The sequence below is a fragment of the Streptomyces sp. NPDC001502 genome, from assembly GCF_042894785.1.
GTDB classification, from domain to species: Bacteria; Actinomycetota; Actinomycetes; order Streptomycetales; family Streptomycetaceae; genus Streptomyces; species Streptomyces kutzneri.
Genome location: NZ_JBIAVW010000004.1, coordinates 356,225 through 373,322, shown reverse-complemented (window position 1 = coordinate 373,322; position 17,098 = coordinate 356,225). Strand labels below are relative to the sequence as shown.

The window sequence follows — 17,098 nt, the reverse complement described above, 5'->3', positions numbered from 1 at the left end:
CGGGGCTCAGGCCGTGGCCAGCTGCTCCTCCAGTTCCTGGAGGAGCCGGCGCTTGGCCCGGGCCCCGACCATCTGCTGGACGGGCTCGCCGTCACGGAAGACGAGCAGGGTCGGCATGGACAGCACCCCGTACCGGGTGACGGCCCCGGGGTTGCTGTCCGCGTCGATCTGCACGACCTTGAGCCGGTCGGCCTCCTCGGCGGCGATCGAGGAGAGTACGGGGGCGAGCTGGCGGCAGGGGCCGCACCAGTCCGCGGTGAACTCCACGAGGACGGGCCGTCCCCGCTCCCCGAGCACCTCGGCCTCGAAATCCGCGTCGGTCACCTGCGCCACACCGTGAGCCTTCATGCCACTGTCCCTCTCGTCCATCCGGTCATTCGGTCATCCGGTCATCTCGCACTTCGGCACGGCCGCTTCGCCGGCCGCCCGTTCCGCGTCGGCCAACTGCCGCCCGAGCTGCTCGCGTACGTCGGTCAGCTGGCCGATCAGGCCGTCCAGCTCGGCGAGCTTGCGCCGGTAGACGGCGAGCGAGGCGGGGCAGGAGTCCCCGGCCGGGTGGCCGGCCCGCAGGCAGTCCACGAAGGGCCGGGTCTCCTCCAGCTCGAAGCCGAAGTCCTGGAGCATGCGGATCTGGCTCAGCAGCCGCAGGTCGTCCTCGTCGTAGGTCCGGTAGCCGTTGCCGGCCCGCCGCGCGGGGAGCAGCCCGCGCGACTCGTAGTACCTGAGCGTCCGGGTGCTGGTCCCCGCCCGCTCCGCCAGTTCGCCGATGCGCATGGCACGACCGTATTCCTTGACGCCGACGTCAAGGCAAGGCAAGGAAGGGCGGGGAAGAAGGGCGGGGCCCTCACCACCCCCGTCGGCGAGGGCCCCGGAAAGGATCACGCAGAAAACGGCCGGCCGGTTCGGATTGTGCGAAGAGTGTGAGAGGTCTTGCATCGACGGGCGTTGGCTGGAACCGTACATACGGAAAAGATCTTCCGGTTCTCCGATTACCGGACAGTCGCCCGGAAACCCGGCGAAAGGCCTTAACTTCATAGGACGTTCCTACGAGGTATGGGCTTGTTTGTTTGGTCTGTAGGCGCCGCAGCCTGGCCACTTCTACGGTGTGCGGTGTGCACTCCAGCCCACCTTTCAATGCCCCCGCCGCGCGTCGCCTGCGCGCGGCCCTGGGCATGGCTCCCGGACATGTCGCCTACGGCCTGCGTGCCCAGTACGGACTCGTCGTCGCGCCCGAGACCGTGATGGCCTGGGAGCGTGGCGAGATATCACCTTCCTCCGCCGAGCTCACGGCTCTCGCGGGCGTCCTGTGGTGTGCGCCCGGCGAACTGCTCGCCGAACCGGTCACCCTGCGGGAGCACCGGGTCGCCCGGGGGCTCGCGGCGGACGACCTGGCCCGCCGGATCGGCCTGGAAACGAGCTCGTACCAGAAGATGGAGGACACCGGGCGCTGGAAGGGCAACGAACGGCAGTCCGCCGCCCTGGCCACGGTGCTGGGTCTGACGCTGGCCCAGTTCGTGACGGCGACCGGAAAGCACGAGGAGCTCGCCGATCTGCTGCGCAGTGCGGTGACCACGCGCTGGCAGGCGTACGTGAAGCCGCTGGGCAAGCTGCTGCCGATCCCCAAGCACCATCTGGAGGCGGTGCTGGCGCAGCTGCACGGCGGCTACCAGTCGCGGATGGTGGCGACGCTCAGCTGGGGCGGCGGCCAGGGCGAGGCCGGAAGCGGGGACGCGGGCCGGGAGTTCCTCGCCGAGATCGTGGACCGGTTCTGGCACCTCGCGGGCGGTGCGGCGTAGGACGAGCACATCGGGCGGACCACCGGCATCGGCGAACGGCCCCGGACCCGGCGCGGACGCGCGGGGACCGGGGCCGTTCGGCCCCGGTGGCCGGGGAAGCCCGGGAAGCCGGGCGGCAGATCCCGCCCGGGCCGGCGTCAGAAGACGGATTCGGCCTCGTACATGCGCCCCTCGGGGACGGTCTTCAGCTCGGTGACCGCCTCGGCGAGCGGGGCCATCACGATCTCGGTGCCGCGCAGGGCGGTCATGTTGCCGTATGCGCCGCGGTGGACGGCCTCGACGGCGTGCCAGCCGAAGCGGGTCGCGAGCACCCGGTCGTAGGCGGTGGGGGTGCCTCCGCGCTGGACGTGGCCGAGGATGACCGGGCGGGCCTCCTTGCCGAGGCGGTGCTCCAGTTCGAGCGCGAGGCGGTTGCCGATGCCGGCGAAGCGCTCGTGGCCGTAGGCGTCGATCGCGCCCTTCTCGTACGGCATGGAGCCCTCGGCCGGGTGCGCGCCCTCGGCCACGCAGATCACGGCGAACTTCTTACCGCGGGCGAATCGTTCCTCCACCATCTTCACCAGGGCGTCCACCTCGAAGGGGCGCTCCGGCAGGCAGATGCCGTGCGCACCGCCGGCCATGCCGGACTCCAGGGCGATCCAGCCCGCGTGGCGGCCCATGACCTCGACGACCATCACGCGCTGGTGCGATTCGGCGGTGGTCTTGAGGCGGTCGATCGCCTCGGTGGCGACCATGACGGCGGTGTCGAAGCCGAAGGTGCGGTCGGTGGAGGAGATGTCGTTGTCGATGGTCTTCGGTACGCCGACGACCGGCATCCCGGCGTCCGACAGCATCCGGGAGGCGGTCAGGGTGCCTTCGCCGCCGATCGGGATGAGGGCGTCGATGCCGTAGCGCGTCGCCAGCTCCTGGGCGTTCTCGGCGGCTTCGTGGAGACGGGCGCGCTCCATGCGCGCCGAACCGAGGATCGTGCCGCCGCGGGCGAGGATGCCACTGACGGCATTGATGTCGAGGGGGCGGAAATGGCCGTCGAGGAGGCCCTTGAAGCCGTCCTCGAAACCGATGACCTCATCTCCGTGCCCGACCAGGGCACGGTGTACGACCGACCGGATGACAGCGTTGAGGCCCGGACAGTCGCCGCCTGCGGTGAGAACTCCGATACGCATCGTGCTGTGTCTCCTGCCGTACATATGAAGGGCGTAATGGTGAAGCCTGTCCGATTGTTCCACGGGCCCGGGACGCCGCACGTTTTCGGCGACCGCGCCCCGAAGGCTCTTCGGCCCTCCCGGCCAGGGCTTTTTCCCGGGGGCGCCCTACCCATTGACAGAGGTATTGTCAAGGGGTCGAGCCAGACCAAAATGACCTTCACAGCATGGGACGGAGAGCGGGCGTGACGCGCAGCGTGTACGTGACCGGTATCGAGCGCGGGGACGGCCGGCAGGTCGTCGAGCTGGGAATCATGGAGCTGCTGACCCGGCAGACGGGCCGGGTCGGCGTCTACCGTCCGCTGCTGCACGACGCACCGGACCGGCTCTTCGACCTCCTCAAGGCCCGCTACCGGATCGATCAGGACGCCGCGGCGGCCTACGGCATGTCCTACCAGGAGGCCTCGGCGATCCTGGCCGAGAAGGGCACCGACGAGCTGGTCTCGCGGCTGGTGGACCGCTACCACCGGGTGGCCCGCGACTACGAGGTCATGCTCGTCCTCGGCACCGACTACGCGGAGACCAACCTCCCCGACGAGCTGGCGCTCAACGCCCGCCTCGCCAACGAGCTGGGCGCGGTCGTCGTCCCCGTGGTGGGCGGCACCAAGCACCACGCCGAGGCCGTGCGCGCCGAGGCCCGCAACGCCTACCGCGCCTACGAGACGCTGGGCTGCCACGTCGTCGCGATGGTCGTGAACCGGGTGGCCGCGGAGGACCGCGACGTCATAGCCGAGCGGCTGGCCGCCCGGCTGCCCGTGCCCTGCTACGTGCTGCCGGACGACAAGTCGCTCTCCGCCCCGACCGTCGCCCAGATCACCCGGGCGCTCGGCGGTGAGGTGCTCCTCGGCGACGAGGCCGGGCTGGCCCGCGACGCCCTGGACTTCGTCTTCGGCGGCGCCATGCTGCCGAACTTCCTGAACGCCCTGACGCCCGGCTGCCTGGTCGTCACCCCGGGGGACCGCTCCGACCTGGTCATCGGCGCGCTGGCCGCGCACACCTCCGGCACCCCGCCGATCGCCGGTGTGCTGCTCACCCTGAACGAGCGCCCGGGCCAGGACATCCTGACGCTGGCCTCGAAGCTGGCGCCGGGCACGCCCGTGGTGTCGGTGGCCGGCAACAGCTTCCCCACCGCCGCCGAACTCTTCTCGCTGCAGAGCCGGTTGAACTCCGCGACGCCGCGCAAGCTGGAGACCGCGCTCGGCCTGTTCGAGCGGCACGTGGACACCGGCGAGCTGCGCGGTCTGCTGTCGGTGGCCCGCTCGGAGCGCGTCACCCCGATGATGTTCGAGCACGAGCTGCTGGAGCGGGCCCGCTCGGACCGCCGCCGCGTCGTGCTGCCCGAGGGCACCGAGGAGCGCGTGCTGCGCGCCGCGGACGTGGTGCTGCGCCGCGGGGTCTGCGACCTGACCCTGCTGGGCGAGGAGCAGGCGATCCTGAAGAAGGCAGCCGACCTCGGCGTCGACATCTCCGGCGCCCAGCTCATCGACCCGGCGACCTCCCCGCTGCGGGAAGGTTTCTCCGAGTACTACGCGCAGGTCCGCGCCCACAAGGGGATGACCGTCGAGCTGGCGGCCGACGTGGTCACCGACGTCAACTACTTCGGCACCCTGATGGTCCAGCGGGGCCTGGCCGACGGCATGGTCTCCGGTTCGGTGCACTCCACCGCGGCGACCATCCGCCCGGCCTTCGAGATCATCAAGACCAAGCCCGAGGCGTCCATCGTCTCCTCGGTCTTCTTCATGTGCCTGGCCGACCGGGTCCTCGTCTACGGCGACTGCGCTGTCAACCCGGACCCGAACGCCGAGCAGCTCGCCGACATCGCCGTCCAGTCGGCCGCCACCGCGGCCGCCTTCGGCGTGGAGCCGCGGATCGCGATGCTCTCGTACTCGACGGGCACCTCGGGCAGCGGGGCGGACGTCGACAAGGTGCGCAAGGCCACCGAGCTCGTCCGCGAGCAGCGCCCGGACCTGCAGATCGAGGGGCCGATCCAGTACGACGCGGCCGTGGAGCCCTCGGTCGCGGCGACCAAGCTGCCGGGGTCCGAGGTGGCCGGCCGCGCGACGGTGCTGATCTTCCCCGACCTCAACACGGGCAACAACACGTACAAGGCCGTGCAGCGTTCGGCGGGCGCGGTGGCGGTCGGCCCGGTGCTCCAGGGGCTGCGCAAGCCGGTCAACGACCTCTCGCGCGGTGCGCTCGTCCAGGACATCGTCACCACCGTGGCCATCACGGCGATCCAGGCGCAGGGCGCGCCGGCGCCCACGGCCACCGCCTGATCCCCCCGCCCTCCCCTACCGCCCGCGACAAGGAAAGACCCTCATCGTGACCGCATCGCGCGTACTCGTCCTCAACTCCGGCTCCTCGTCGGTGAAGTACCAGCTCCTCGACATGGCGGACCGGTCCCGGCTCGCGTCCGGTCTGGTGGAGCGCATCGGCGAAGAGACCTCCCGGCTGGTGCACGAGCCGCTCGCGGGTCCGGGCGCCGCCGCCGGCCGGCGGGAGCGGCTCGGCCCGATCGCGGACCACGGGGCCGCGCTGAAGGCCGTGGCCGCGGAGCTCGCCGCGGACGGGATGGGCCTGGACTCGCCGGAACTTGCGGCGGTGGGGCACCGGGTGGTGCACGGCGGGACGCGGTTCACCCGGCCGACCGTGATCGACGACGAGGTGCTGGCGGAGATCCGGAGCCTGATCCCGCTGGCTCCGCTGCACAACCCGGCGAACGTGACGGGCATCGAGGTGGCGCGCTCGCTGCGCGCGGACCTTCCGCAGGTGGCCGTCTTCGACACGGCCTTCCACGCGACGATGCCGGAGCACGTGGCGCGGTATGCGATCGACGCCGCGACCGCCGACGCGTACTCCATCCGGCGGTACGGCTTCCACGGCACTTCCCACGCCTACGTCTCGCGGGCGACGGCCCGGCTGCTCGGCAAGCCGGTGGAGGACGTGAACGTGATCGTGCTGCACCTCGGCAACGGCGCCTCCGCCTCGGCCGTGCGGGGCGGGGTGTGCGTGGAGACGTCCATGGGCCTGACCCCGCTGGAGGGGCTGGTCATGGGGACCCGTTCGGGCGATGTCGATCCGGCGGTCGTCTTCCACCTGGCGCGGGTGGGCGGCTTCTCGGTGGATGAGATCGATTCGCTCCTGAACAAGAAGAGCGGTCTGCTGGGCATGTGCGGCGACAACGACATGCGCGAGGTGCTGCGGCGCGCGGGCGAGGGCGACGAGGCGGCGAGCCTCGCCTTCGCCGCGTACGTCCACCGGCTGAAGAAGTACATCGGGGCCTATACGGCGGTGCTCGGGCGGGTGGACGCGGTGACCTTCACGGCCGGGGTCGGCGAGAACGCCCACCAGGTCCGCGAGGCCGCGATCGACGGCCTGGCCGCGCTGGGCCTGACGCTGGACCCGCAGGCCAATGCCGTGCGCTCCGCCGAACCCCGGCTGGTCTCGGCGGAGCACGCCCGGGTGGCGGTGGCGGTGGTCCCGACGGATGAGGAACTGGAGATCGCCACCCAGGCGTATGCGCTGGTTACCCACTAGTCACTTGGACTTTCCGCCAGACGGAATATTCCGCTACGAAACAAACCGATAGGATCCAGTCATGCGCCGTTCCAAAATTGTCTGCACGCTGGGCCCCGCCGTCGACTCGTATGAGCAGCTGAAAGCGCTCATCGAGGCAGGTATGAACGTGGCCCGATTCAACTTCAGCCACGGGTCCCAGGCAGAACACCAGGAGCGGTACGACCGCGTCCGGCAGGTCTCCGAGGACACCGGGCGCGCCGTCGGCGTCCTCGCCGACCTCCAGGGCCCGAAGATCCGTCTGGAGACCTTCGCCGAGGGTCCCGTCGAGCTGGTGCGCGGTGACGAGTTCACCATCACCACCGAGGACGTCCCGGGTGACAAGTCCATCTGCGGCACCACCTACAAGGGCCTCCCGGGCGATGTCGCCAAGGGTGACCAGATCCTGATCAACGACGGAAACGTCGAGCTCCGGGTGACCGAGGTCGAGGGCTCCCGGGTCCGGACCATCGTCATCGAGGGCGGTGTCATCTCGGACCACAAGGGCATCAACCTGCCGGGTGCCGCCGTGAACGTCCCCGCCCTGTCGGAGAAGGACGTCGACGACCTCCGCTTCGCCCTGCGGATGGGCTGCGACATGGTCGCCCTGTCCTTCGTCCGCGACGCCAACGACGTCAAGGACGTCCACAAGGTGATGGACGAGGAGGGCCGCCGGGTCCCCGTCATCGCCAAGGTGGAGAAGCCGCAGGCCGTCGAGAACATGGCGGCCGTGGTCGACGCCTTCGACGCGGTCATGGTGGCCCGCGGTGACCTCGCCGTCGAGTATCCGCTCGAAAAGGTCCCGATGGTCCAGAAGCGGCTCATCGAGATGTGCCGCCGCAACGCCAAGCCGGTGATCGTCGCGACCCAGATGATGGAGTCGATGATCACCAACTCCCGCCCGACGCGCGCGGAGGCCTCCGACGTCGCCAACGCCATCCTCGACGGCGCGGACGCGGTCATGCTGTCGGCCGAGTCCTCGGTCGGCGCCTACCCGATCGAGACCGTCAAGACGATGTCGAAGATCGTCACGGCGGCCGAGGAGGAGCTCCTCTCCAAGGGCCTCCAGCCGCTGGTCCAGGGCAAGAAGCCCCGTACCCAGGGCGGCTCCGTCGCCCGCGCGGCGTGCGAGATCGCGGACTTCCTCGACGCCCAGTCGCTGATCGCCTTCACCCAGTCCGGCGACACCGCCCGCCGCCTGTCGCGCTACCGCGTGACCCAGCCGATCCTGGCCTTCACCACCGACGTCAACACCCGCAACCAGCTCACGCTGAGCTGGGGCGTCGAGTCCTACATCGTCCCGCACGTGGACACCACCGACGCGATGGTCGACCTGGTGGACGGCGAGCTGCTCAAGCTCAACCGCTACAACCAGGGCGACACCATGGTCATCACCGCCGGCTCGCCCCCCGGTGTCCCCGGCACCACGAACATGGTCCGCGTCCACCACCTGGGCGACACCCAGGCCTGACACCGCCGGCCCGCTTGAACTCTGCCGCACAGAGACCTGGGGCGGCACCCCGGATCCACGAAGGATCCGGGGTGCCGCCCCAGGTGTTTGTCCCGGTCCGGCGTTCCTGTGACTTCCCTGTGCGTTTCTTACTCACGAGTAGCGTGTCCGAAAATGCGCTACCGGCGGTAAGGGGATCATGAAACTGTCGGTGCACGCCTTGGGGGAAGGCATACCGCTCATCACTCGCGCCTGACCAGCGCCCACACGTTCCGCGCCTTCCTTCGGGCTGCCCATCTCATTTCCGAAGGACAGGCATACACGTGCAGAGATCCACCCTTTCGCGGGGCAGAAGCCCCGCCCTCCGGGCCGCGGTACGGCGCGGCCTCGCCGGCACCGCCCTGGCCACCAGCGCCGCCCTGCTGGCCGGCCTCATCAACGCCGCACCGGCCTCCGCCGTCGAGGTACCGCCGGACACCAACCCGCCCTACCTGCCGATCAGCCTGGGCGAGCAGGCCCGCCTCGACCGTTGCGCGGGCGGGTTCGCCCTGCACATCGGCGGCCCGGAGATGAAGGGCGCCGCCGCCAGGGCCCTCACGGGCAGCCCGGCGGCCCTCGCCACGGCGACCGACCCCGTCACGGGCATGGACCCGCTGCGCCAGGCGATGGTCAAGGACCGGGACTCCTACGAGGGCTCCCCCGTTGCGTCCGCCGAGCGCCGCGAACGCTGGGAAGCCGCGAACAACCCGTACTGGAAGTCCGGCACCGCGGCGGGCATCCCGCAGTACGCCCCGCAGTTCGACAAGGACGTCGTCGCCTTCACCCTGGGCCCGCAGCGCGACCTCTACCACCAGCTGGGCGGCGACGGCCACGCCGTGGCGTCCAAGGCCTCCGTCGACAAGGCGAAAGCGCTCGCCGCCGATCTCAAGGGCCAGGACCTCAACCACGACTTCGTCACGAAGGACCTGCTGAGGGACGCGGAGAGCAGCAACTACCGCTCCCCCACGGCGAGTGACGTCGGCCGCTACCTGCGGCTCGGCGGCTACATGAAGGAGACGCCGGCCGAGGACTCGGTCGAGTTCCGTCTCGAGGTCGAGGCGCTGAAGGCCGCCTGGAGCGCGTGCGACAGCCGCAATCCGCTCGACTTCTACCGCGTCATGTCTCCGATCGTCGTGACCGCGCACGTGGAGTGGGAGCAGGAGTACGCCGCCCAGAACACGCCGCGCAACGAGATCGTCAACGCCGAGGTCGCCGCGGCCGCGGAGGCCCGCAAGGCCACCGAGGCCATGATCGAGTCGCTCGGCCAGGCCTGGCTCGCCGACCAGATCCTGACCTGGCAGAAGTACTGGGGCGCCCAGCCCGCGAACGCGTCGGGTCGACCCGCGGCATCCGTCTTCACCCAGGCCACCAAGGACTTGGGGGCGGCCCGTACCAAGGCCGCCGACCAGGCGAAGATCGCGGCGGCCGCCTCGGCCGCCGCCAAGACGGCGGCCGACAAGGCCAACACCTCCCAGAACGCGGCGTGGACCATCGCGGACGCCGCCAAGACCCCCCGCGGCCGCGGTCTGCTGTTCGCGCAGCAGTCCGTCCAGGTCGCGAAGGCCTCGGCCGCCGCCGCCGAGGCCGCCGCCAAGGCCTCGCTGACCGCGTCGAACGCCGCGAAGGCGACCGTCGAGGACAGCAAGACCCTGTACGCGCTGGCCCAGACCCAGTCGCACGCGCTGAACACCGAGTTCCGCCGCGTCGCCGCCCAGGAGGCCGCCGCCCAGGCCAAGGCCGCCGCCGCCCAGGCCGCGGCCCAGGCCAAGGAGGCCGCGGACAACGCCACCAAGGCGAAGGCCGCCCAGGCCACCGCCGAGGCCGCGCAGGAGACCGCCCGCAAGGCCGCCGAGACGGCCAAGACCGAGCGGGCGAAGGCCGAGAAGGAGAAGGCCACCGCCGTCAAGGAGCGGCAGAACGCCGCCACCGAACGCGGCAAGGCACAGGTCGCCGAGCAGCGCGCCGCGACCGAACGCGAGGCCGCGGGCCGGGCTCGTACCGAGGCCGAGGCGCAGGCGACGACCGCCCACGACCAATTCGCTCTGACGCTCGACGCCGAGGGCAAGGCCGCCGAGGCACGTGAACGGGCCGAGGCCGCCGAGGTCGAGAAGAACGCCACCGCGTCCCGCGCCGCCGCACTGGAAGCCGCCGCCGCGGCAGCCGTCGGGACTCCTGCGGCAGCGGAGACCCGGGAGGCGGCGACGGCCGCCCGGGCCGCCGCGAACGACGCGGCCGGTGCGGCCGGTCGCGCTCGTACCGAGGCCGAGACCGCGAAGACCGCCTCGGTCAACGCCCGCGCCGCTGCCACCCGCGCCGACGGTGCCGCGGAACGGTCCCGGGCATCTGCCGACACGGCGTGGTCCGCTTGGGAGACCAGCTTCGCCGCCTCCCTCACGTCACACGCCGCCGCGGCCGACGCCATCGACGCGGCCGAGGCCGCATCGGTCAACGCCACCAAGGCCGAAGCCGCAGCGAAGAAGACCCAGACCGCTTCGCTCGAAGCCATGAGCAACGCTGCGGCCGCCCGTACCGAGGCCGTCAAGACGGCCGCGTGGTCGGCCGTCACCGCCGGACACGCCTACGCCACCTCCATGGCGGCCACCGCCGCACGCGACTCCGCAGCACAGGCCATCCAGCCCGCCAACACCGCCATCGCGATCGGCACGGCCTACCGCGAGACCGACTCGGCGGCAGCTTTCGCCGCGCTGGTCGGTCAGTCCGCCAAGACCCACGCCGAACAGCAGGCGGCAGCGGCCACCGCCAAGGCCGACGAGGCCACCAAGGCCGCGGCGACCGCCAAGACCCTCGCCGACAAGGCGGCCGGCGATTCCAAGCTCGCCGCCCAGGCGGCGGCCGCGGCGGCAGCCGACACGGCGGCCGCGCTGAAGTCCATGGCAGCCGCCCGCGCCTCGGCGGCGGAAGCCGCTCGGGCCGCCGACGCCGCCAAGAAGGCGGACGACAAGACGAAGGAGTACAGCACCCAGACGGGCACCGACGCCCTCTTCGCGAAGAGCGCCGCCAAGGACGCCTCAGACGCGGCGCTCGGCGCCAACGACGAGGCCACCGAGGCGGAGAAGAGCGCGGCGGGCGCCCACGCGTCCGCCGACGCCGCCACCCGCGACGCGAGCGCCGCCGACGCCGCGGCGACCCAGTCCGAGAAGGACGCCGTCGGCGCCGAGAAGGCCGCCGCCAACGCCGTCCAGGACGCGAAGGACGCCGAATCGGCTGCCGACCGCGCCGAGGAGGAGTACCGCAAGAGGCAGGAGGAAGCGCGCAAGGCAGTGGTCGAGGCTCCCCCGTTCAACACGGGAGGGGACCTCTCGCAGGACGAAGAGGCCCTGCTGCTGGCCAACTGCGGGCAGTCGTGCGTCGACGAGTTCCGTGAGGCGAAGAGGCTCGCGGGCCAGGACGTGCTCAACTGGGTGATCGAGAACGGCGGGCAGATCCTGCTCGACGAACTCGGCTACACGGACGCCAAGAAGTGCTTCGGCCAGCGTGACGTCGAGAGCTGCCTGTGGACCCTGGTCAACGTCGTGATGGTCGGCGTGGCCGTTTCGAAGATCCCCGCTGTCGCCAAGATCATCTACAAGGTGGGGAAGGGCGTCAACGCCTTCCTGGACGGCATGGACCGGGCCCGCTTCACCCTGGAGCGGCTGCGCAAGCTCGTCGACACCCTCAAAAAGGGCCAGCCGGCCGTCGAATGTCTCATCGCTACGGCGCTGGGCAGCGCCCCGCAGAGCGCTCCCGCCAAGCACTCGTTCCTGAGCGCTGCGGCGGCTCCCTCGGCCGGGCCGACCCCTCCGAAGAAGCTCTGCCCCACGACGTCGTTCAAAAACGACCCCGGCCTCCTCGCGATCATGAGGGCTTCCGCGAAGAACCAGGACGTGGCCCGGGACTTCAACGCACTTGAGGCCAACCTCAAGGCGAACCCCCCGACGGGGCCGGTCGTCCAGCTCCCGCAGAGCCTGGGCATGAGAAACCTGAAGGGAGCCAAGGGAGTCATGTACCTGCGGGCCAGGAGCGGCGCGAGGGTCTTCTTCCGCCGAGCCGGAGACACCTACGATATCGTCGGAATGACCGACAAGGACGGCGAGCCGACCGTCATCAAGACACTGAAGAAGCTCTATGGATGACGATCCCCTCCACATCGTGGAGACACCCCGGTTCTCCATCACCTACATCCTCGGCGCCGAGGACGATCCCCTGACCGTGGAGAACACCGACGCGCTCGTCACCGCGCCCGACGGCACGCGGTGGAGTGCCACGCTCCTGACCCTCGACGAGGTCGCCCGGGTCATGGACAGGTGGACGACCACCGGTGAGTGCGCCGACGGTTCCTACCTGCAGGTCAAGGATCTGGTGATCGTCCGCGAACCCGGTGTGGAAGCCATGACCCGCGCGCTGGTGGGCATCTTCGACGAGTACGGGATGAAGACCGAGGTCCTGCCCCGGTTCGGCCCCTGAGCACCACACGCACGACTGAGGCCCGCTCCCTGTGGGGAGCGGGCCTCAGGTCTGTCCGGACAACTACTCCGGCGGGCCGATGTAGTTCTTCAGGCCCGGAACGGTGAGCGTGCCGCCGAACTGGCCGGCCTGGACGACCTTGACGTCCGTGAAGAACGCGAACGGGACGTTCAGGGGCGGCGGACTGTTCGGGGTGAACTCGATCGGGATCAGACCGAACAGGTTGCCCTTGAGGCTCTCGGTGTACATCGTCACCGTGCCGCCGCGGATCTTGGACGTGGAGCCCGGACGCGACTTCAGGTGAGCGACGTTCCCCGACTTGCCGACCGTCTGGTACAGGTCCTTGATGTCCAGCGAGTCCGCGGTGAACTTCAGGACCTTCTTGGTCTTGCCGCCGGCCGTCTTCACCTCGACGATGCCGTGGTAGTCCAGGCCGTAGAGGGTCAGCAGGGAGCTGTCGAGGTACCAGGGCTCGTCCGGCAGGAGCGGGACGCCCTGCTCCAGTTCGGCGTCGGCCAGTGCCTTGGCGTCGTAGGTCGGGCACGGGAAGGGCTGCTTCCCGTCCGGGTCCTTCGTCTCCTCGTCCTTGGCCTTGTCCTCGTCGGCCTTGTCCTCGTCCTCCGCCTTGGACTTGTCGTCCTTGGCTTCGTCCTCGGCCTTGCCCTCGCCCGTCTCGTCCTTGGGGTCCTTCCCGGTCTTCTTGACCTCCTCGGACAGCTCCTTGACGTCGACACCGGCCTTCTTCGCCGCTTCGCGGATCGCGTCCGCGGCCGGGTCCGGGGTCGGGGCCGCCGTGGCGGTGCCCGACGGAGTGGGCGCGGGCGTCGGGGTGGCCTTCGCCGTCGCGTCCTTGAGGGGCCTGCCGAGCTCGTCGACGAGGTTCTTGAGCGCGTCGCCGACACCCAGCGGGTCCAGCGGGTTCGTGGACTTGGCCTTGTCCGCGTCCGCGTCCTTGGCCTTGTCCTGGGACGGCGTGGCGGCCGGGGCCACCTCGTTCGTCACCGGGGGCTTGGCCGCCGACGGAGAGGTGCTCGGCTTCGCCTTCGCGGAGGCCGACGCGGACGGAGAGGGCGTCGCGCTGGGCGACGTACTCGGCGAAGGCGTCGTGGACGGCGTGGGCGACGGGGACTTCGACTCGGTCTCCGCGGGTTCGTCGGACCGCGTCACACACGGCCCGGGCGCGAAGGGGATCTCCTTGTCGTCGGCCACCGCAAGCTTCGGCGCCATACCCATCCCGACGAACACGGCCGTCGGCATCGCCGCGAGCGCCATCGTCTTGCCGACGGGTATCTGGATCTTGTTCAGCAGCGATTTCCTGGGCGCCGCGTGGCGCGGCCCCTTCACTGCACGGGACTCTGCGCCAGGGGCCACGCCCCGCTGCGTCTCGTCACCCCGCACTGTTCCTCCCGCCATCGGCGTGGGCAGTCGTCTCGCTCGCGTGTGCCGTTTCCGTCCCACGGGGACCCGGAATGCCCGGGGTGCCCATGTCCGCCGTCGCATCCGCCTTGCTCAGCCCGACCGGGGCCGGCTGGTCGGACACGGGCGGCTCCTCCTCCGCCGGCTGTCCCGGCGCCCAGGCCAGGGCGAGAGCGCCGCCGACCATGGAGAGACTGAAGCCGACGAAGAATCCGCCGAGGTTGGACACCGGGATCGAGACCAGGGCGAGCAGGATCGCGGCCACGCCGGCGAAGACACGGATGGTCTCCTGGAACCAGAGGGCCAGGCCCAGCGTGATCAGCAGTACACCGATGATCAGTGCGCCCGCGCCGCCCGTGGTGGCCATGGCGAGACTGACGTTGCCCAGCCGGAGGTCCGCGTAAGGGAAATATGCGATCGGGAAGCCACCGAGGAGCGTGAACAACCCGGCCCAGAAGGGACGGCGGCCGCTCCAGGCATGGAAGTGGTAGTACACCACGGTGGGCCAGGCGTCGTCTTCTGCGCGCACGTAAACCGGGGCCTGGGGGTTCATGGACAACAGCTCCCTGGAAACGGTGGTACTTGAGAACTCTGTGGAGCCCGGACGGGCGGGGGGCGACGGCTGCCGCCACCCGCCCGTCCGGTCATGCACCGGGACGGACGGATCAGTCCTTGATGTCCTGGTAGCAGGGCTGGTCGCCACCGAGCAGGCGCAGCTTCAGGTTGGGAAGCTTGAAGGTGCCGGCCGTGGTCGCCCAGGCCTTCTGCTTCACGTCCGTGAGGATGGCCCGGTCGGCGCGCTGCGAGAACGCGTACGGGCTCGCGACCGTGCCGGCCTGCGGCTTGGTCTTGTGGCTCGGGTCGCCGACCGCGACACCGATGTCCAGGTTCTCGAACTCGGCGTCGGTGTCGAGCTCGGCCACATCCAGGTAGATGTTGGTCGCCTCGGCCGCCGTGCCCTTGTGACCGGTCCTCAGCTGGAGCGTGATGGCGCCCAGCGGAGTCGGGGTGACCAGGGACTGGCACATGTTGGTGATCTTGGCGCTGCTGAATCCGGAGATGGTGACCGGGTGGTCGACCTCCTTGCCGGTCTTCAGGTCATGCCCCTTGGCGATACCGCCGTACTGGATGAGGTTCTGACCGTCGAGCTTGTCGGCCGCGACCTTGAAGTCCTGGCCGGAGACGCTGAACGACGCCGCGAGGGCACCCTGCGCCAGACCCACACCGACCGCGGCCGTGGCCGCGATGCTCGGCACCATGACGAGCGCGAAGCGCTTCCATCTGGTCCCACCACGAACCTGAGAACTCATTTCGTTCCTCCTTCTCGGACGTACATCTCCGGTCCGGGCCGTGCCCGTCCTGGGATGGGAGAAGTGCTACGTCCTCGGGAAGGAGCGCAGGCGGCCGGGCCGCGGCTGTGCCACGTCCGATACACCGGCGATCACCCCCGAGCGACAACCACTGGGCCACGCGTTCGCGCAACCTGGAGGACAGGCCCCGCCGGAGTGGCAGAGACCCCCCTGTCCCACGGCTGGTGCCACTGCCACCGGCCGGCTCGGTGGGGACCCTTCACCGCGGCTCCGAGTGAGCGGCTCTGCGGGAAGGACCGAGCGTCGCCGATCGTGGTCCATTCCAGGCCGGGGCACAAGGGGGTTCGTTACTGGCGGGTAACGGGCAGATAACCTAGGTGCGACCCGCCGCCGTCGGGCAGCAACACAGGGTGTTACCCAGGGCCACGACAGAACGGACGAATGACGAACACACCGGACAGTTCACGGGGTTCGATTTACTGCGAGTAACAGCGGCCGCGATTGCCAAGTTTTGGCAAAGCGCGGCCGCTGTTTCTCTACGTGTCAACAAATCGCCGACCGCCCGGCGATGTACGGGCGGCACGTGGCGGCGGGCCCGGAGCGGCCGCGAAGCCGGTCCGGAGGCCGCCTAGAAGAGCACCCGGGCGAGCGCCGTACGCGCCGCGGAGACCCGCGGGTCGTCCGCGCCGATGACCTCGAACAGCTCCAGCAGCCGCAGTCGCACGGCGTCCCGGTCCTCACCGAACGTGACGCGGACGGTGTCCACCAGGCGCCCGAAGGCGTCCTCCGCGTGGCCGCCGACCAGGTCGAGGTCGGCCGCGGCGATCTGCGCCGCCGGGTCGCGCGGGTTCTCGGCCGCCGCGGCCCGCACCGCCTGCGGGTTCATGTGCTGGACCCGGGCGAGGAGCTCGGCCTGGGCCAGACCCAGCTTGGCCTCGGTGTTGCCCGGGTCGTCGGAGAGCACGTTCTTGTACGCCTGGACCGCGCCGCCGAGGTCACCGGCGTCGAGCGCGACGACGGCCGCCTCCAGCAGGGCGTCGTACGGGCCGGCCGGGATCTCGTCCTCGGCCGGGACGGCCGGAGCGGTCCCCTCCGCGTCCGGGTCCACCTCGATGCCGATGATCCCGAAGCGGTCCTCGGCGACCTGGACGAGCTGGGCGAAGGTCTCGCGGATCTGCTGCTCCGGGACCACGCCCTGGAAAAGCGGCAGCACCTGACCGGCGACCACGGCGAAGACGGCCGGGATGCCCTGGATCTGGAACTGCTGCATCAGCATCTGGTTGGCGTCGACGTCGATCTTGGCGAGCACGAGGCGACCGTTGGCCTCGGCGATCAGGCGCTCCAGCAGCGGGCTGAGCTGCTTGCACGGCTGGCACCACTCGGCCCAGAAGTCCAGGACGACCGGAACCTCTGCGGAGAGCTGGAGCACATCGCGTTCGAAGCCGGCCTCGTCTACGTCGATGACGAGCGCGGACGGCGGCACGGCACCGGCGGACGGACCCGCCCCGCCGGCCTCGCCGGCCCGCTTCGCCGCTTCGGCGCGGGCTTGCTCGGCCTTGGCCTTGGCCTCGCCGGCCGCCTTCACGGCGGCGAGGTCGACGACGCCGCTCATGGACATGTTTCTGGGCTGCATGCGTACATCCTCCCCCGTGTGCGCGCGCCGACGAAAAAGATCGCGTGAATTGGCCGTGCCGCCGTACCGTCGCGATCGTGATGTTGAACGGCGCCGGGTCCCCACCTGGCGCCTGTAGCTCTTCGCGTGGTTGTCGCTCTTACGCTACGAGCCGTAGCGTAACTCCATCGGCGGCCCACCGCGCCCCTTCCGGTCCCGTGATCTGAACCACAGCGGCCGGTTCGGCTACCGGC

At 70.4% G+C, this 17,098-nt stretch carries 13 protein-coding genes; 6 read left to right on the top strand and 7 right to left on the bottom strand.

The features are described from left to right. Positions 1 to 6: 6 nt before the first annotated feature. Both ACFY0D_RS08965 and ACFY0D_RS08960 read right to left on the bottom strand, forming a co-directional pair. Positions 7 to 348: a co-chaperone YbbN gene (locus ACFY0D_RS08965; RefSeq protein WP_272934836.1), complete on the bottom strand. Its 342-nt coding sequence runs from the start codon at positions 346 to 348 to the stop codon at positions 7 to 9. Between the two features lie 33 nt (positions 349 to 381). After that, on the bottom strand, positions 382 to 774 hold the full coding sequence (locus ACFY0D_RS08960; RefSeq protein WP_390797657.1) for a MerR family transcriptional regulator: 393 nt from the start codon (positions 772 to 774) through the stop codon (positions 382 to 384). Between the two features lie 338 nt (positions 775 to 1,112). Here ACFY0D_RS08960 and ACFY0D_RS08955 point away from each other — a divergent pair, with 338 nt between their 5' ends. Then, on the top strand, positions 1,113 to 1,796 hold the full coding sequence (locus tag ACFY0D_RS08955) for a helix-turn-helix domain-containing protein (protein ID WP_390797656.1): 684 nt from the start codon (positions 1,113 to 1,115) through the stop codon (positions 1,794 to 1,796). Positions 1,797 to 1,933: 137 nt separating this feature from the next. Here the strand turns inward: ACFY0D_RS08955 and ACFY0D_RS08950 are convergent, their stop codons facing one another. After that, positions 1,934 to 2,959, bottom strand: a complete 1,026-nt coding sequence (locus ACFY0D_RS08950) for an ATP-dependent 6-phosphofructokinase (protein WP_390797655.1) — start codon at positions 2,957 to 2,959, stop codon at positions 1,934 to 1,936. Positions 2,960 to 3,183: 224 nt separating this feature from the next. Here ACFY0D_RS08950 and pta point away from each other — a divergent pair, with 224 nt between their 5' ends. From pta to ACFY0D_RS08925, 5 genes are all read left to right on the top strand, one after another. Next, positions 3,184 to 5,274, top strand: coding sequence for a phosphate acetyltransferase (gene pta / locus ACFY0D_RS08945; RefSeq protein WP_390797654.1), 2,091 nt, complete (start codon positions 3,184 to 3,186; stop codon positions 5,272 to 5,274). A 46-nt stretch (positions 5,275 to 5,320) separates the two neighbouring features. Continuing rightward, positions 5,321 to 6,535, top strand: a complete 1,215-nt coding sequence (locus ACFY0D_RS08940) for an acetate kinase (protein WP_390797653.1) — start codon at positions 5,321 to 5,323, stop codon at positions 6,533 to 6,535. Between the two features lie 61 nt (positions 6,536 to 6,596). Next, positions 6,597 to 8,024, top strand: a complete 1,428-nt coding sequence (pyk, locus tag ACFY0D_RS08935; protein WP_390797652.1) for a pyruvate kinase — start codon at positions 6,597 to 6,599, stop codon at positions 8,022 to 8,024. 302 nt (positions 8,025 to 8,326) lie between these two features. Continuing rightward, on the top strand, positions 8,327 to 12,175 hold the full coding sequence (locus ACFY0D_RS08930; RefSeq protein WP_390797651.1) for a hypothetical protein: 3,849 nt from the start codon (positions 8,327 to 8,329) through the stop codon (positions 12,173 to 12,175). Continuing rightward, the gene (locus ACFY0D_RS08925) at positions 12,168 to 12,506 is read left to right on the top strand and encodes a hypothetical protein (protein ID WP_390797650.1); all 339 of its coding nucleotides are present in this window, start codon (positions 12,168 to 12,170) and stop codon (positions 12,504 to 12,506) included. Before ACFY0D_RS08930 ends, ACFY0D_RS08925 begins: the two co-directional genes overlap by 8 nt. A 63-nt stretch (positions 12,507 to 12,569) precedes the next feature. Here ACFY0D_RS08925 and ACFY0D_RS08920 read toward each other — a convergent pair whose 3' ends face one another. The 4 genes from ACFY0D_RS08920 to ACFY0D_RS08905 form a co-directional block, all read right to left on the bottom strand. Then, the gene (locus ACFY0D_RS08920) at positions 12,570 to 13,904 is read right to left on the bottom strand and encodes a hypothetical protein (protein ID WP_390797649.1); all 1,335 of its coding nucleotides are present in this window, start codon (positions 13,902 to 13,904) and stop codon (positions 12,570 to 12,572) included. Further along, positions 13,894 to 14,475 (bottom strand): DUF6114 domain-containing protein, encoded by a 582-nt coding sequence (locus ACFY0D_RS08915; protein WP_390797648.1) that lies wholly within the window; start codon positions 14,473 to 14,475, stop codon positions 13,894 to 13,896. The genes ACFY0D_RS08920 and ACFY0D_RS08915 overlap by 11 nt, the downstream gene beginning before the upstream one ends. 112 nt (positions 14,476 to 14,587) lie before the next feature. Then, positions 14,588 to 15,232, bottom strand: coding sequence for a DUF6230 family protein (locus ACFY0D_RS08910; RefSeq protein ID WP_390797647.1), 645 nt, complete (start codon positions 15,230 to 15,232; stop codon positions 14,588 to 14,590). Positions 15,233 to 15,860: 628 nt separating this feature from the next. Continuing rightward, complete coding sequence (locus ACFY0D_RS08905; protein ID WP_390797646.1) at positions 15,861 to 16,865, bottom strand: tetratricopeptide repeat protein; 1,005 nt, start codon at positions 16,863 to 16,865, stop codon at positions 15,861 to 15,863. Between the last annotated feature and the right edge of the window lie 233 nt (positions 16,866 to 17,098).

What these genes read in the sequence shown, in the direction of transcription:
- pyk (WP_390797652.1), top strand. Translation starts at nt 6,597, where the DNA reads ATGCGCCGTTCCAAAATTGTCTGCACGCTGGGCCCCGCCGTCGACTCG.
- ACFY0D_RS08910 (WP_390797647.1), bottom strand. Translation starts at nt 15,232, where the DNA reads ATGAGTTCTCAGGTTCGTGGTGGGACCAGATGGAAGCGCTTCGCGCTC.
- ACFY0D_RS08925 (WP_390797650.1), top strand. Translation starts at nt 12,168, where the DNA reads ATGGATGACGATCCCCTCCACATCGTGGAGACACCCCGGTTCTCCATC.
- ACFY0D_RS08905 (WP_390797646.1), bottom strand. Translation starts at nt 16,865, where the DNA reads ATGCAGCCCAGAAACATGTCCATGAGCGGCGTCGTCGACCTCGCCGCC.
- ACFY0D_RS08915 (WP_390797648.1), bottom strand. Translation starts at nt 14,475, where the DNA reads ATGAACCCCCAGGCCCCGGTTTACGTGCGCGCAGAAGACGACGCCTGG.
- ACFY0D_RS08960 (WP_390797657.1), bottom strand. Translation starts at nt 774, where the DNA reads ATGCGCATCGGCGAACTGGCGGAGCGGGCGGGGACCAGCACCCGGACG.
- ACFY0D_RS08950 (WP_390797655.1), bottom strand. Translation starts at nt 2,959, where the DNA reads ATGCGTATCGGAGTTCTCACCGCAGGCGGCGACTGTCCGGGCCTCAAC.
- ACFY0D_RS08965 (WP_272934836.1), bottom strand. Translation starts at nt 348, where the DNA reads ATGAAGGCTCACGGTGTGGCGCAGGTGACCGACGCGGATTTCGAGGCC.